At 42.5% G+C, this 14,807-nt stretch carries 14 protein-coding genes; 4 read left to right on the top strand and 10 right to left on the bottom strand.

Annotation, left to right across the window (positions count from 1 at the left end):
• Positions 1 to 28: 28 nt before the first annotated feature.
• Positions 29 to 1,024, bottom strand: coding sequence for a rhodanese-related sulfurtransferase (locus tag MHM87_RS00905; protein WP_239257523.1), 996 nt, complete (start codon positions 1,022 to 1,024; stop codon positions 29 to 31).
• 149 nt (positions 1,025 to 1,173) lie between these two features.
• On the bottom strand, positions 1,174 to 1,728 hold the full coding sequence (locus tag MHM87_RS00910; RefSeq protein ID WP_239257524.1) for a VC2046/SO_2500 family protein: 555 nt from the start codon (positions 1,726 to 1,728) through the stop codon (positions 1,174 to 1,176).
• A gap of 121 nt (positions 1,729 to 1,849) precedes the next feature.
• Here MHM87_RS00910 and MHM87_RS00915 point away from each other — a divergent pair, with 121 nt between their 5' ends.
• The gene (locus MHM87_RS00915) at positions 1,850 to 3,490 is read left to right on the top strand and encodes a response regulator (RefSeq protein WP_069944342.1); all 1,641 of its coding nucleotides are present in this window, start codon (positions 1,850 to 1,852) and stop codon (positions 3,488 to 3,490) included.
• Positions 3,491 to 3,509: 19 nt separating this feature from the next.
• The gene (locus MHM87_RS00920) at positions 3,510 to 4,055 is read left to right on the top strand and encodes a hypothetical protein (RefSeq protein ID WP_039227739.1); all 546 of its coding nucleotides are present in this window, start codon (positions 3,510 to 3,512) and stop codon (positions 4,053 to 4,055) included.
• A gap of 120 nt (positions 4,056 to 4,175) precedes the next feature.
• Here MHM87_RS00920 and MHM87_RS00925 read toward each other — a convergent pair whose 3' ends face one another.
• Positions 4,176 to 5,018 carry a DUF6279 family lipoprotein gene (locus MHM87_RS00925; RefSeq protein ID WP_239257525.1) on the bottom strand — a complete coding sequence of 281 codons (843 nt, stop codon included), beginning with the start codon at positions 5,016 to 5,018 and terminating at the stop codon, positions 4,176 to 4,178.
• A 176-nt stretch (positions 5,019 to 5,194) separates the two neighbouring features.
• Between MHM87_RS00925 and MHM87_RS00930 the strand changes: the two genes are divergently transcribed.
• A complete protein-coding gene (locus MHM87_RS00930) occupies positions 5,195 to 6,199 on the top strand; it encodes an ATP-dependent 6-phosphofructokinase (protein WP_014949508.1) in 1,005 nt (334 codons plus the stop codon).
• Between the two features lie 111 nt (positions 6,200 to 6,310).
• Here the strand turns inward: MHM87_RS00930 and MHM87_RS00935 are convergent, their stop codons facing one another.
• From MHM87_RS00935 to MHM87_RS00950, 4 genes are all read right to left on the bottom strand, one after another.
• Positions 6,311 to 7,138 (bottom strand): LytTR family DNA-binding domain-containing protein, encoded by an 828-nt coding sequence (locus tag MHM87_RS00935; protein ID WP_061095002.1) that lies wholly within the window; start codon positions 7,136 to 7,138, stop codon positions 6,311 to 6,313.
• Between the two features lies 1 nt (position 7,139).
• The gene (locus MHM87_RS00940) at positions 7,140 to 8,213 is read right to left on the bottom strand and encodes a histidine kinase (RefSeq protein ID WP_239257526.1); all 1,074 of its coding nucleotides are present in this window, start codon (positions 8,211 to 8,213) and stop codon (positions 7,140 to 7,142) included.
• Positions 8,214 to 8,360: 147 nt separating this feature from the next.
• On the bottom strand, positions 8,361 to 8,822 hold the full coding sequence (locus MHM87_RS00945; RefSeq protein WP_239257527.1) for an Mpo1-like protein: 462 nt from the start codon (positions 8,820 to 8,822) through the stop codon (positions 8,361 to 8,363).
• 60 nt (positions 8,823 to 8,882) lie between these two features.
• Positions 8,883 to 9,566, bottom strand: a complete 684-nt coding sequence (locus MHM87_RS00950; protein WP_239257528.1) for a PilZ domain-containing protein — start codon at positions 9,564 to 9,566, stop codon at positions 8,883 to 8,885.
• Between the two features lie 192 nt (positions 9,567 to 9,758).
• Between MHM87_RS00950 and MHM87_RS00955 the strand changes: the two genes are divergently transcribed.
• Positions 9,759 to 11,585 carry a PDZ domain-containing protein gene (locus MHM87_RS00955; protein WP_239257529.1) on the top strand — a complete coding sequence of 609 codons (1,827 nt, stop codon included), beginning with the start codon at positions 9,759 to 9,761 and terminating at the stop codon, positions 11,583 to 11,585.
• A 96-nt stretch (positions 11,586 to 11,681) separates the two neighbouring features.
• Here MHM87_RS00955 and MHM87_RS00960 read toward each other — a convergent pair whose 3' ends face one another.
• The 3 genes from MHM87_RS00960 to yejK all read right to left on the bottom strand — a co-directional run bounded on the left by MHM87_RS00960 (position 11,682) and on the right by yejK (position 14,677).
• Positions 11,682 to 12,590 (bottom strand): M23 family metallopeptidase, encoded by a 909-nt coding sequence (locus tag MHM87_RS00960; RefSeq protein ID WP_239257530.1) that lies wholly within the window; start codon positions 12,588 to 12,590, stop codon positions 11,682 to 11,684.
• A 38-nt stretch (positions 12,591 to 12,628) separates the two neighbouring features.
• Positions 12,629 to 13,504: a 6-carboxytetrahydropterin synthase gene (locus tag MHM87_RS00965; RefSeq protein ID WP_239257531.1), complete on the bottom strand. Its 876-nt coding sequence runs from the start codon at positions 13,502 to 13,504 to the stop codon at positions 12,629 to 12,631.
• A gap of 66 nt (positions 13,505 to 13,570) precedes the next feature.
• A complete protein-coding gene (yejK, locus tag MHM87_RS00970) occupies positions 13,571 to 14,677 on the bottom strand; it encodes a nucleoid-associated protein YejK (RefSeq protein ID WP_014979307.1) in 1,107 nt (368 codons plus the stop codon).
• Positions 14,678 to 14,807 lie beyond the last annotated feature (130 nt).

Below are 14,807 nucleotides of genomic sequence, written 5' to 3' on the forward strand. Positions count from 1 at the left end.
CGAGTGTAACGCCCTTCTTTCTAGCTGTCTACGCCTGATTTTCTTTTGCTTTAAGTGCGCGTAAACGTTGAGCTTCTGCTTTTTCCTGACGCTTTTGTTCCATGGTCAAACGCGCTTCCGTTCCTACGTGTTCTTGTTGACGCTCTTTTGCCAGTTGAACCTGTTTTTCACGTTCTCTAAAGCGAGCAATTTGATCGTCGGTATGGGTACCAAAGCAGTGTGGGCAGCTTACACCCGGCTCATACTTATCACTCTGCTTGTCTTCTTCAGTAATTGGAAGTCTACACGCGTAGCACTGCTCATAATGGCTTTTCTCTAAGTCATGGTTAACTGCAACGCGATTATCAAATACAAAGCAATCGCCTTCCCACAATGACTCTTCTTTCGGTACATCTTCAAGGTACTGTAGAATACCGCCTTCTAAGTGATAAACCTCGTCAAACCCTTGCTCTTTCAAGTAAGCCGTCGATTTTTCACAGCGAATACCACCGGTGCAGAACATTGCCACTTTTTTATTTTTCGACGGGTCGAGCTCTTTCGCTACGTATTCAGGAAACTCACGAAACGTTTCGGTTTTAGGGTCGATAGCGTGTTTGAACGTACCAATTTCAATTTCATAACCGTTTCGCGTGTCAATAACCGTAACATCTGGGTCGCTAATAAGTGCGTTCCAGTCTTTAGGTTTTACGTAAGTACCAACGGTTTTGCGAGGGTCAATACCCTCAACGCCCATGGTCACAATTTCTTTTTTCAGTTTTACCTTGGTGCGATAGAACGGCTGTTCATCGTGAAGAGATTCTTTGCAAGAAATAGGATTAATACGCTCGTCGCTGTTTAAATAAGCAAGTAATGCGTCGATACCTTCGCGGGTGCCAGAAACCGTACCGTTTATCCCTTCGTGGGCAAGAAGAAGTGTACCTTTGATGCCATTAGTTTCCATTGTTTCTAGAAGCGGTTGGCGGATTTCTTTGAAGTTTTCAAGCGCAACAAATTTATACATTGCGCATACAATATATTTAGACATATTTTAACCTTTGCTGATTGGAGCGTAAGACCAGTGCAAAAATGCGGCGCGCAATATAACAAAAAGGAATGATAAAAACTAGGGCGGATACGAATTAGCGCTCGCACGTCAACGCAAACATAGCACGCAACAACGAATTGAAATAACTGCTACGCAATATTCTCAAAAGATGTGAAGTGTGACGAATTTTCTTGTTGTGAATGGTATTCTTTATCTTGTGATGAAAGGATATCGTATAGCAGCGTATTATCTTCCTTCACGGTGTTAGCGTATTCCTTTTTCAACCGCTTTTGTGTTGCCAAACTACAATTATCTACTACATCGTCGGGTAGACGTTTAGCATCATCAGTTTGTGAAAGTGGAGAGGGATTCATACTTAAATATAACCTTGCTGCCGCATAGTCTTGAGATACTAACTCAGACAAAACGCGCATTTTTCCCCATTCGCTTTCATTAGCGGCTAGCGATGGTCTTCTATAATAATTTAACGATGCAAGCTTGGATTCGATGCTACTTTTATCATCAGATTCTGACGCTACCGCTTCAATTTCAAATGGCTCAGCCACACTATGTTGTTGCATAGCAAGATATAAAGAGAACAACGCTCCCTGCGCAGATGCTTTAGCAAGCACACCACTGCGCTCCCAGTATATACTGGGGTCAATAGTTATTTGCTCACGAGCTTCGACAGTTTCTTGCGACATTCTTATTTACAACTTCATATGTATACTTATGTTTTCGGCAAGATAATGTTTTTCTTAAGCTTATTATCTAAAATTAGATATACTCCTATAAAGTAATCGCGCGCTCATTCATGGATTTGAAATGCAATTTAGCAACAAACAAGTACTGATTGTTGAAGACCAACGCCCTTTCCTTCTTTTATTAAAGGGGCTGATGCATTCGATGGGCGCATCTGATGTAGTTACGAAGTCATCTGCTGAACAAGCGGTATCACTATGTAAAAAGCATAAGTTTGATATTGTCATTTGTGATCTACACTTGGGAGCTGACAACAAGAATGGCTATGAGCTCATTGAAGAGTTGCGCACTCGAAGGCTTATCAGTCCCACATCGGTGTTCATTCTGATAAGCGCAGATAGCGCTCGACCGGTAGTGTTGGGCAGTATTGAACGTAGACCCGATGATTTTTTAATTAAGCCCTTTTCTCAAGTTCAGCTGAAGTCTCGTATTGTTCGTGCGTGGCAAAAAAGACAGTTTCTCCAGCAAGCGTTTAGTCTCGTTGAACAAGGTGAAATAAACAGTGCGATCGACCATATCGAAGCGTTACTTGACGCCCCTTCCCACTATAAAGGTCACTGTGAACAGCTATTAGTCGAGCTATACTGGCGTATAAAGCAACCCGATAAAGCGCTAGATGTGTTACGTGACTACATTGACGGAAAACCCGTGCTGTGGGCACAAATAGCTATTGGAAAAACTTACTTGCTTTTAAAGGAATATGAGAAAGCGATTTCAATTGCCAAGAGAACGCTAAAGCGTAACCGGTTCAATGCAGACGCCCACGATATTCTTGCGCAAGCACACCAAGCCACCACAGCTGGCGACAAAGCACTAGATGCAATAAAAGAAGCAATAAAACTGTCACCCTACTCCTTACCCAGGCATTTCAAAGCCTGTGAAATAGGTCGGCAAAATGACGATTTAGTGCTGGCAGCGAGTTCAAGCCAAGCGATCTGGGATTTATCAAAACGAACCGTTCACAAAACAAGTTTACACTGGTGCGGTATTATCCGAAGCCTTTTAGATGTCGCAGAGTTTGCAGACGACAAGCGCCAGCGCAATAAGTATCAGCAAGAAGCATTACTTACCCTGCAACGAGGAAAGTTTGATGAACATCTTCAAAAAATGGACAGAGATTTTGACGTAGATATATTTGGCACAATCGTCAACGCTAGAATTAGCGCTATAGACGGCAAACTGATTGATGCCAAACGCCACTTAACAACGTCACAAACGCTTCTTGATGATAAGTACACGGAAGTTCCTACCGCGTTTATTCCTGACAGTATTAACGTTATGTATAAACTGGGTGAGTTTGATGATGCGCTACAGTTGAATGCACTTTTAACTTCAAGACAGGATGAGCTCGACCAAAACAGTCTAAACATGCTTGATGCGCAAGCCCTCAATGCTCAGAAAAACTTAGCCAGTTATCAACAGTTCAACCGCGAAGGCATTCAACACTATCAGCAGCAAGATTACGAACGTGCTAAAGCTTCGTTTGCCCTTGCTCAAGGCTTTGCTCCTGTAAATACAGGGGTTGCGCTTAATCTATTACAGTGTCTTCTACAAATTGCAATCAAAGAAGATAAAGCCGAAATGAAACTCATTAATGAGTGTAAGCGGCTGTTTAAATTGATTGACGATATGTCACTTAAGGCGCCTTACAAAGAAAAATACACCAACCTTAGAGATGAACTCTCTAAATATATTGGCTTTTGAATTAGAAAACTGGTGAGCTATGAGATTGTTAGTTTTTTTACTGGTGGCAATTTTAATCGACGAGGTTAGCGCCAATGAACAGGCGCTAAGTCAGAACGAGTCTTTTGTACTAGCCGATGCTGGTATTCACAGAATGACATTTGAAGAGCTAAACAGTGGTGAAATATTTGTTATTCGCGGATTAAAAGTACCTAGCACACAGCAATTCGAGGGTAGTCAAGCTAACGAGAAACACCTCCCAAAACTCGTCAAAGTTAAAACTGGCAAATACTATCTAAAATCGATAACTCCAGCTTTTTCGAACATTGGGGTAAGACGTTTTAAAAAACCTGAATGCGATGGCTGCTTTTTCTCGCTTCAACCAAGCGCGGTTTCTTATCTGGGTAGGTGGAATATTGATTTAGAATACAAATCAAGGAATAAGGTAGAGTGGCATATACAGAGGCAGTATTCCTACGAGAACCTTAAAACATTAAAACAAAAAAACACTAAATTGACCGAACTTCCCCTTTTCGTTGCTAACGAAGAAGGTAAAGTTCTTAAAATCGATTGGAAAGAATTATAACTTAATACCTTATTTAGTACTGAGTGCTACCACCATAAGTCGGAGTTTTCTTCTTGTATTACGAGAAGACCAGTACTGTATCGACCGAGCTGAATGTGTACTGAGCCAGAGTATTACTAATTAATCCATAAAATTATCAACCGTTTCGATTAGCTCATCCACGTTTTCAATCAGTGTTTGACGCTGTTTCTCTGAAAGAGTTGAAAATATCTCGGCCAGTAGCGTTGCCGTCACAGTCATATTATGAGCACTACTTTGCTTGTACACATCGCTTTTATAATTATCCGGATTTTGCATTAGCGACACCAATTCTTGCTCAAACCTTTCGTTTTGCTTGCGCGAAACGAATAACTTTCTTGCCGCATTTTGAATGTTTCTGCGATACGTTATCCAAGCGTCACCTGTGGAAATAAACTGTTGCGCGTAGGTGCTAACAATTTGTTTTTGCTCTTTACTTAGATCTCCAATACGCTCACTTATTGTTTCTTGTATTCGCTCGATTCTATCTTTAAGTCTCTCTGCTTCAGACTTTTCCAGCGCCTCTTGTCGCTCTTCCTCTTCTTCTTTATTGTCTTTTTCTAAAGCCGCAAACAGGGTGACAACTTGTTCATCATCGAGTGTTTTAGCAATAGCCGCTAATTCAGGACTGACCTCGTCTCGTACGCGCTCCCAATGCGATCTAGCTAGCTCAAGGTTGTTATAAACAATACTCGAGTTAAGGGTGTCACTCTGAATCTGCTTTTTTATATCCTCTAATTGCGCTTTATAACGAGTAAGCTCACTCTTCTTGTGCCAGCTCAACCAATTTTGTAAATGCGCATCAAACTTCTCCTCTTGCTCATCTTTAAGCTCGATGTAGTCGTCCATGTACCAATACACCCACCAATCTAGGTTGTTATAGGCAAGCTTAGAACTGCATGAAGTAAGAAAAATAATAAAGACAACAACCAACAATGAACGCATAGTATTTCCTTTTTTACGTTAGTTACGTCGTGACAAGTAAAAACGCGTATTGCTGTGTACCGAAAAATTGAATTTTACTTTGATATTACGCAATAAATATCCGCAATAGAGAACTTTACGTTGCACAGCCTTTACTCTACTTTAATGGCATTGCCTGTAAAAAGAAGGACTTTAATGTGTCAAAACGTGTCGCAATTTTAACCTCTGGTGGCGACGCCCCAGGTATGAATGCATGTATACGTGCCGCAATTATTGCGTGTCAGAAAGCTAACTTCACCTTGCTTGGCTACAAGCACGGCTACAACGGATTACTACAGCAAGAGTTTATTCCTCTATCTCTTGATTCAACGCACAATCTTATCCAGCAAGGCGGCACCATACTACACAGCGCAAGGTGTAAAGAATTTAAAAATCGTGAAGGGCTTATCAAAGCGGCTGATAACTTGAGACAAGCCGAGATCGACACACTTATTGTAATCGGTGGTGACGGATCTTTTCGCGGCGCAGCAAAGTTGAGCGAACTATGGGATGGCCAGATTCTTGGTATTCCGGGAACAATTGATAACGATATAGCGGGTACTGATGCGACTATAGGCTACTTTACCGCAATAGATACCGCCATGAGTTCTATCGATAAAGTTCGTGATACAGCTGATGCGTTCGAACGTATTTTCCTTGTAGAAGTAATGGGTCGCAATGCTGGCTTTTTAGCATTAAATGGTGCCCTTTCCGCTGCGGCTGACTATGTGGTTGTTCCTGAGTTTTTTGAATCCGCTGAGACTGAAATCAAAAAGATCGTAAACCAGATAAAAGCGCAGCGTGCTTTGAAAGGGCCCGTCAGTTTTATTGTTGTAGTAGCTGAAAACGTTTGGCCTAATGGCTTAACAGGATTAACCGAAGCTTTGCAGTATCACAATATCAACGACGTTAGGCCAGTAACCTTGGGACATGTCCAACGTGGCGGCTCGCCGGTAGCACAGGACCGACTACTCGCCACTACTCTTGGCGAATTCGCCATAAGCTTAGTAGGAAGCGACGTCACCAACATAATGGTTGGTGAAGTTAATCAGCGCCCTATTACCGTACCTCTACCCAAAACTTGGGAAGAAACAAAACCCCTCAATCAAGCCCGGGTTGACGCTATGCGTACCCTAATGAACGAAAGATACAGCTGCGACTAAGTAAGATGGTTCAGACGCTGTTTAACTTGAAACTTTTATAGATTGTAAAAACAAAAAAGGCGGTGCTTTATAATAAAACACCGCCTTTTAGTACTTAATGCTCAAGCTTGTTTACATCTTCATTGCCGCTTTCACTTTATCACGATGACTGCGACTCACTTTAAGTTCTGTATCATTTTGAAGTATTAAATGATATTCGCCACTAATATGGCTCACTAACTTTTTAACAAAACGGATATTAGCAATAGCTGAACGGTGCACTCGAACAAAGAACTGTGGGTTGAGTTCCTGCTCAAGTTCTTTCATGGTTTTGCGCATTATATGCATGCCATCCAGTGCGTGAACGCACATATAATCACCTGCAGCATCAATCCATTGAATGTCTTGAACGTTTACGCGCGTTACTTCTGAGCCATCTTTAATAGCCAATACATCTGGGTATGGATTGGTTTCAACCGGCTCACCATTAGCTAACTTGCGTAAAATCTCTTCGCAATCATCGCCAGTAAGTTCAGCAACAAGGCTTACCAATTTTTGTGACTGCTCATCTTGATGTTGAGTTGAGTAATATTCACGTACTTTATTTAACGCCGCACCTAAGCGCTCGTCGTCTGCTGGCTTTAACAGATAATCTAAAGCATGCACGTCAAATGCTTTTATTGCGTAGCTGTCATAAGCAGTTATGAAAACGATCATGGGAATGGGCTGTTTCAGTTCGCGCAACTTGTGAATAACCTGAAAGCCGTTTAAGCCAGGCATTTGAATATCTAAAAACACCAAATCTGGACGATGTTGAGAAATGCTACTTACAGCTTCTAGGCCGTTCTGACACTCTGCAAGCACCTGCACATCATCATGACGCTCTAACCTGGCACGAAGGCCCTTGCGTGCTAAAGGTTCGTCGTCCACTACAATGGTTTTAATCACTTGCTTTGTCATGTTATACGTCCTTAACTTCATAGGGAATGCGTATTCTAACTCGCACGCCTGAAGGCTGATTGTGTTCTATAGAGAATGCAAAATTACGCTGATAGAGGGATTGCAAACGCTCTTTTATATTGGCTAGGCCTACGCCGTTTTCTCGACTAAGTGTTCCGTCTTTGATATCTGCACCAGGGCCGTTATCGGCAACATCCATTAACAAATCATTGCCAAATGTACGTGCCGTAATCGCTATACGACCACCATTTTCCATCTTAGATATGGCGTGCTTTATTGAGTTTTCAATAATGGGCTGCAAGATCATGCTCGGCACAAGTGCACTTTCACACCCTTCATCGATGTCCCATAGCACTTCTAGACGATCGTCAAAACGTACCTTCTCTATCTCTAGATAGAGTCGTAATGCCTTTATTTCCTGACCTAGCGGTACTCGCTTTATCGGGTCGTTGTCTAATGAATAACGTAGAAAGTCACTCAAACGCGACACCATCGCTTCTGCTGTGTCGTTCTCTTTTAAAAGAATAAGGGTTGAGATAGCGTTAAGCGTATTGAAGAGAAAATGCGGGTTGAGTTGATAGCGCAACATCTTTATGTGAGCTTGGTGCGCCATGGTACTCGCCTTTAGCGCGTTCTGCTTCTCTTTTTGAAGCATTTGGAAGTTCTTGATGCCAAAGTACACACCACTCCAACAACCCACCATTATTAGCGAGTTAATAGTGTTGGTAAAATACATATACCATTCGTCTGGGCGATATCCGTGCTTGTAGATTTCCCAGTAGTTAATGTTTTTAACCACGGCCCATAGCAAAGCAATTAAGTAGCAACTCACAATAACTATGATGATCATGTTGAGCGGTGATTGCTTTCTTGCCCATCGATAGATGTAGCGAAGCGGAATGGTTAGCAACCATCCTGCATAGGCATTAAGCATGATGATGAAAACCCAAATGGGTCGAACATCATGGAGAAAAGATCCGATGTAATAAATTATTGCGAACCCTGCCCAGCCTGCACTGTGCAATGTCCAAAATAAACGTTCATTACTTTCTATTACACGCTGAAAGCGACTCACAATATTACCAATTTAAAAACTTATAAGAAGATTATACGCAAGCCTTGCCACGACCCAAGCGCCTTGGTCGTGCCCCTTATGCTTCTTGTCGCAGGGCAAAATCTTGAAATTAGACATGTTTTGGCTATATCAATTCGCTGATTAAGCTCAGTAACTGATATTCATTCTTTTCAGCCAGTGCACCCACCACCAGGCTGGGCCAACCAGCAAGAAGCGCAAATCGTCAAAAAACGAAGGCTTTTTGCCCTCGATATGATGGCCAATAAACTGCAAAATCCACATAACGACAAACAGTACAAGAGAAAATAACCATACTGAGATACTGAAGTGGTCTAGGGTATTAACTGCACCGAAACACAGTATAGTTAAGAGGGTCATTGCAGCCCCAATCGGACCAGACAACATAAAATAATAATACAATACAGGAACCGCTATGATATGCGCCCACGTTATATCGAACTGCGCTATCATTTCAGGTATCGGCAAACTCCACAGCAAACCTATCGTTACGAAATAGATGCTGGGTACGGCTATAGCATGAATGATAATGTTAGTTTTATTTTGGTGGCTCTCACCATACTGCATTAAAAGTCGCTCAATACTTCTCATGTAGATCCCCTTAGCCTGTTATTTTGATTATTATCTAAAGAGCACCCAACTATTGTTTTCCTACGTTAACAATGTGTGTCGGGACAACAGCGTTTTTATCAATTTTTCTTCACAGGTAAAGGCGAGCCCATAATAAACCACATCACTATCAAGCTTATGATTTTTAACTTTTGCAGTAAGCGCTACTTCTTTACCGTCCAACGAATAGTTTAGCTTAACCTCAGCTTCATCGAGCATTACCGGCCAATTTGGCTTGACCTGTAATGCTACTTTGCACCCTTTTTCACTTAAATCGATGATGATCCCCGTTACGTTTTCGTCACTGGGATAAACGTCAGCTTCTAACGTTACTGAAACGCCAAGTTGAGCACGCTTTACAGCGCGAAGTCCTATACTTTCAATACGTTTCGGAAAGGTTGTAATAAGTAAGCCTGATGGCTTGGAAAGCAATTTGAGTACTTTCACTTTAAACGCAATAACCAGGCCAGTGTCACCCTCAAGCACAGAACGCACCACGATATCGTTGCCAACAGTCAAAGCATCCCTAACGGTAATCCACTTCGCCGATGTTGGAATATGAAAAAGCAAACATTCATCAATAAGCATGCCTATGTAGTCAGTCTTCACACGCTTTGGCGCTGCAGGCATAGCAATTTGTAAATCTACTGTATCGCCAGGTACCAGCGTACGCAACGATTCCAAATTATCTTCGCTTAGTAAATTGCTTTGTATTTTTTCAGCCATTTGTATTTGTTATTGCTGGATTTAATATCATTTAACTCAATGTACGCATCAAACAAAAACTTATCAATACTACGATTGAAAACCATGTTCAATAAACGTAAATATTGCCCCTTAGTAGCAGGCAATCTATTGGGATTAACTCAATAGGTTGATATAGTTGAGGGATAGTTTTGCTTATCTTTTCGGACGTTTATGACTTCTGCTCTTCGCTATACGTTAACTATTTCCAATTGGCGTGCCCATCAATTTACTGTCGCGCTGCAAATACCTGAGCATTCTGGCTCATCAATTGAGCTTAGCCTTCCAAGCTGGATCCCGGGAAGCTACATGGTGCGCGATTTTGCAAAAAGCATTATCGAGCTAACTGCAAACACTTCTGAAGGTCATAGTACTGAAAATGTTGGCGATAGAAGCGTTTATAGCCTTTCGGTAACTAAGCTCGATAAACAAACTTGGCGTGTAGAAACAGATGGAAAACCATGTACGGTCGTTTACTCGGTTTATGCCAACGACTTATCTATTCGCTCTGCTTTTATGAACGACCAATATGCGTTTATAAATGGAACCAGTGCGTTTCTAAACGTTTCCGGCTTCGAGAAAGTGCCGTGTGAGGTGGACATTGAGCTTAACGACAACGATTCGACAATCGCAGATTGGAAGGCTTATACGTCTATGCCTTCTCGTTGTGAAAGCACAAGCCCTTCTCGGTGGCACTTCATTGAAAAAAATTACGATGAGCTCATTGATCATCCCATTTATGTGGGCATTGCAGACACTCACAGCTTTGAAGTTGACGGCATTACGTTTACGTTACTTTTCTCAGGTAACAACAATATTGATTATGAGCGCATAGCAAATGACTTAACGCCAATTTGCAAGCACCACCTAGATTTGTTTAGTGCTCCACAACCTATTAATAACTATCTGTTTATGACGCTGCTTGCCGACAATGGGTTCGGCGGTTTAGAGCATAAGTATTCTACTGCCCTTCTTTACCCTCGCTTCGACCTTCCTCAAGTGGGTGAAAGTGAGAAAAAAACCGACAGCTACATCACATTCTTAAGTCTGTGCAGCCATGAATTTTTCCACACATGGCATGTTAAGCGCATTAAACCTAGCGTAATGGTGAAACCAGACTTATCTCAGGAAACATACACCAATCAGCTGTGGATTTATGAAGGCTTTACCAGTTTCTATGATGACGTCACCCTTGCTAGAGCCGGCGTTATCGAACCACAGAAATACCTCGATATTGTTGCGCAAAATGTCAGTCGACTTTTGCAAAACGCTGGTCGCTTTAAACAAAGTGCAGCAGAAAGTAGCTTCGACGCATGGACAAAGTTTTATAAGCAAGACGCTAGCGCTACTAACAATATTGTCAGTTATTACACAAAGGGTGGCATTATCGCCCTTGGGTTAGATTTACTCCTTCGTAAGCAGTCAAGCGAACAAGTGAATTTAGATACCTTGATGCACTTATTGTGGAAACACTATGGCGTGGATGAAAAAGGTACGCCTGATGACGTGATCCAAAATCTATGTACAACGCATTTTGGCATTGATGTTTCAGAATACTTAAATCGCGTGGTGTATGGCACAGACGATGTAGAATTGGCTTCGTTAGTATCTGAAATGGGCGTTAACTATGCGGTTCGTGCTCGCGTGTCAGGTGAAGATAAAGGCGGTGCCTCCTCGCTGCCTGCTATTAAAAATCAGCTTGGCGCCACGTTAAAGCCAGCTACCTTCGGACTTACGGTAATGCAGGTATTTGAGGGTCTTGCCGCAATGAAGGCAGGTGTTCTTTTAAACGATGTCATCATTGGGTTAGACGGTCATATCGTCAATGCCCAGAAGCTTCAGCGCCTATTAGATAATGCTCAAACGCCAAAGGTAGAATTAACGCTTATTCGTGACGGGCGACTTCTAACGCTGCCTCTTGAGGTAACTCAGGCAAGAAAAGAAATGGCTTACTTTGAAATCACTGATGAAGAAAAGCTTAATCAGTGGCTGGGGAAATAACTCCGCCCTGTAGCGTAAAAACTAAAAAGGCGCTTTGAGAGTTTACCTGAAAGCGCCTTTTTCTTTATGACCGTTAAAACAAAATCAAATTAATGGTTACTGTTCGGGCGACCCCGAAATAATAGTCTGTGGGTCTAAACGAGTGTTGCCCAAATTAATACGCCAATCCAGATGCGGCCCTGTAGAGCGCCCTGTTGAACCTATCGTTCCAATCTGCTCGCCTTGCTTGACGGTTTCACCCACTTCTACCGTTATAGTATCCATATGAAGAAACGTTGAAAACACGCGCATGCCGTGGTCGAGAATCAAGGTGTTACCCGAATAATAGAGATCATCAGCCATTGTTACCACACCATCAACTGGGGCATACACAGGCGTGCCCGTTTCATTGGCGATGTCCAAACCATAATGCGGCCATTTCGGCACGCCATTTAGAATGCGCTGACTACCGTAAACACCGGAAATAACGCCTTTCGCAGGCCACTCAAACCGGGTGAATAATGCATCTAAGTCAGTATTACCGCTTCGCGCGTTAGCAACGTTGATATTGTCTTGCTTAATACGCGCCGTCACTTCTTCTGGCGGAGAAACCATTTTTTGCTCTAGCCCGTCAATTCGCTGAATGTTGTATTCGCGTTTTTCAAGGGTAATGTCTCGCTGCCACTTTTGGCCGTTGTCTAATTTTACAACCAACGTTTGCTGCAGTGGCGCTTCCCGTTCAAAGCCAACAACAAATTTTCCGTCTTTGTTGGTTTGAACAGTTTCGCCATTAAGCGTGACTTTGGACCCAGCGGGAGCTTGCCCGCGCAGTAAGGCACCTTGCGTAAACTTACCGTTCAACACAACGTTTACTTGCTCTTGACTAGATAACGCTTCTTTTTGGCCGTTTAACTCTACCTCTGCGTAAGCAAATGGCATAGAGGCAACTGTGCTAATTGCCACTACACAACTCATTACACGAGATAGTGCGCTATGCAATGCGTTTTTTGAAGGCGTGAATGCCATAGATGTTTTCTTTCCCTATAACGAGCAGTAGTCGAATGTTAACCCTTTACTGTGGCGCCTTTACCTACGCCCTCATAAGCAATAACTTGGCAAACGCCATCAGGCGTGCGTTTCTTCTGCTCTTCAAGCAGATACTGCGCCAAACACTCGACTGTTGAGTCGGTTTCGATGACTTCACAATCTGACTTAGGAATTAATAGTTCAAAATAGCCTTGTGACGACTCGTAAGCAAAACAGTAGTAATCCGCGTCATTTGAAACTTGACCTTTAAGCTTTCTGTCGCTGTACGCTATTTCGTCTTCACGGGTAGCTATATAGATGTCGGCCCAACGGTCAGCCCAGTACTGCTGACTTTCAACACACACTTTGCCGTCAAGGATAATATCGATTCGCGAACGGTGACCGTGCGCTATACGCTGACAATTACCGTCGTGCTTTTTAAGCCCGTGGGTATAGTGATAATACGGAGAATTAATGACTTCCTCACGTAGATGCAGCGTAATGTTTTCAACGTTTTCTGGAAGATGTGTCGCCAATACTTCTTTTAAGTAAACGCCAACAGATTCCATGTTTATCTCATCAGAATAAACAAATGCATAAGCTTCAGCGGGGCAATGTAGCATGATGCTACGCCCATCAATGCAGGTAAAGCGCGCTTCTACCTGTTCAGAATCGTCGTCGTGAATAACCTCTGAACCGCTGTATTCAGCAGGTACAAGCAACTTGTGATCAACATATTCGTCGATTAGTCGCTTTAAGTTCTTTTTCACGTGACCAAAGTCTTGAACCATGCTCTCTTCGTTGAGCTCACCGTCCAAAATCACATCGACAATCCAGCTTTCCCCTACCATACCGCGCTTTGAGCAAAGGTAAGAGAAGTCCATCACTGTCAAATCATTTACAAATAATTGCATAACACCCTTGAATCGAGTTTATATTCTACTAACTAGTATACGTTTTTTATCTTTGCTTCGCAGCGACTAGTCCATTGAAGATTGGCGATTAAGCTGATCTTTTAAATTAGGTGGAATTCCACGGATTGTTAGCGTATCAGTAGCTGGGTCGTAAAATACCCGATCGCCCATTAATTTGCGTTCGAAGCTAAGCGATATACCACCGCCCTGACCGGTAAATTTAGCAAGTTGTTTCAGCGCTGCAGGGTCTGGCTGAATTTCTTTTTCAAGCGGTACTTCCATAGACTGTGTAAACGCAGAAAAGTTACTGCTAGTTTCTTCATTTTGTGGAAGTCGGTTAGCCAGTTCATCTACCGATAAACTCTCGCCCGCATCAATCTTTTCTTTAAAGTACGATTTAACTTCTTCTCTATGCTGGTGCTGCTCTTGCGGGTCTAGTGACTCACTGGCTAGGTAGGCATCAACTGTAGAAATCAGTTGTTTATTTTGCTGTTTAACATCAACCAGCTCTTCGCAGCCTACAAACTGCATAAAGAAGTCTGATACCTTACGTCCCATTCTACCTTTAATAAAACTAACGTAACGCTGCTGCTCTGGCTGAATATCCCACTGGGTTAAATCGAACCGCACAGCGAGCTGCATTTTTGCTAAATCTAAGTGTTCACGCGCGGAAAGGTCTAAAGAGTTTGTCACTTCAACGTGCGAGCGGGTATTTAACAATGCAATCATCAAATACTGTGTGGCTAAATACTCATACTGGCAGAAAATAAGAAAACCGGTCTCAACCGTACCCGTTTCTGCCAAAGTGCGAACTAAGCGATTGGTCGCTGATACCGAAAACGCATGGAATGCATCTTCAACGTTATCACCCGCCGCTTTTTGAATATCCATGTATTGCTTAAGGCCTTCCGCGAACTCTGCTACGTTCTCGGTGCTTTTTTGAGTAGTCGCTTCGCCTTCTTCGTTTTCCACTTTTGCTTCACGGGTAACTTCCGTCACGAAGTGGCCAACCCCTTTTCCAGGTTTAGCATTGAAACTGTGGTTTATTTGATGGGCAAGAAGCTCGATTTCCGGAGTAACAGCTAAGCAGTTGTCACGTGGAATTGCTTCAATTTTCTCTTCTTTGTTTACAATCAAACGATGTACAACAAAGTGATGAATCAGTGCACTCATAGAGTATCGGGTGTCCTGTTGCTTAAAAAATGTCAGAAATATCCAAAGAATTGCGGGATTTTAGAATGAATGATTGTACTCACTCAAACAACGATTATAATCATTTTACGTGTAAAACCATTCTTTTTAT

Source organism: Alteromonas sp. Cnat3-28 (genome assembly GCF_022348265.1).
Lineage (GTDB): Bacteria > Pseudomonadota > Gammaproteobacteria > Enterobacterales > Alteromonadaceae > Alteromonas > Alteromonas macleodii.

Excerpts from the sequence above, each read along its gene's own strand:
- MHM87_RS00905 (WP_239257523.1), bottom strand. The coding sequence starts at position 1,024 with ATGTCTAAATATATTGTATGCGCAATGTATAAATTTGTTGCGCTTGAA.
- MHM87_RS00935 (WP_061095002.1), bottom strand. The coding sequence starts at position 7,138 with ATGACAAAGCAAGTGATTAAAACCATTGTAGTGGACGACGAACCTTTA.
- MHM87_RS00965 (WP_239257531.1), bottom strand. The coding sequence starts at position 13,504 with ATGCAATTATTTGTAAATGATTTGACAGTGATGGACTTCTCTTACCTT.
- MHM87_RS00920 (WP_039227739.1), top strand. The coding sequence starts at position 3,510 with ATGAGATTGTTAGTTTTTTTACTGGTGGCAATTTTAATCGACGAGGTT.
- MHM87_RS00950 (WP_239257528.1), bottom strand. The coding sequence starts at position 9,566 with ATGGCTGAAAAAATACAAAGCAATTTACTAAGCGAAGATAATTTGGAA.
- MHM87_RS00925 (WP_239257525.1), bottom strand. The coding sequence starts at position 5,018 with ATGCGTTCATTGTTGGTTGTTGTCTTTATTATTTTTCTTACTTCATGC.
- MHM87_RS00955 (WP_239257529.1), top strand. The coding sequence starts at position 9,759 with ATGACTTCTGCTCTTCGCTATACGTTAACTATTTCCAATTGGCGTGCC.
- MHM87_RS00910 (WP_239257524.1), bottom strand. The coding sequence starts at position 1,728 with ATGTCGCAAGAAACTGTCGAAGCTCGTGAGCAAATAACTATTGACCCC.
- MHM87_RS00960 (WP_239257530.1), bottom strand. The coding sequence starts at position 12,590 with ATGGCATTCACGCCTTCAAAAAACGCATTGCATAGCGCACTATCTCGT.
- yejK (WP_014979307.1), bottom strand. The coding sequence starts at position 14,677 with ATGAGTGCACTGATTCATCACTTTGTTGTACATCGTTTGATTGTAAAC.
- MHM87_RS00915 (WP_069944342.1), top strand. The coding sequence starts at position 1,850 with ATGCAATTTAGCAACAAACAAGTACTGATTGTTGAAGACCAACGCCCT.
- MHM87_RS00945 (WP_239257527.1), bottom strand. The coding sequence starts at position 8,822 with ATGAGAAGTATTGAGCGACTTTTAATGCAGTATGGTGAGAGCCACCAA.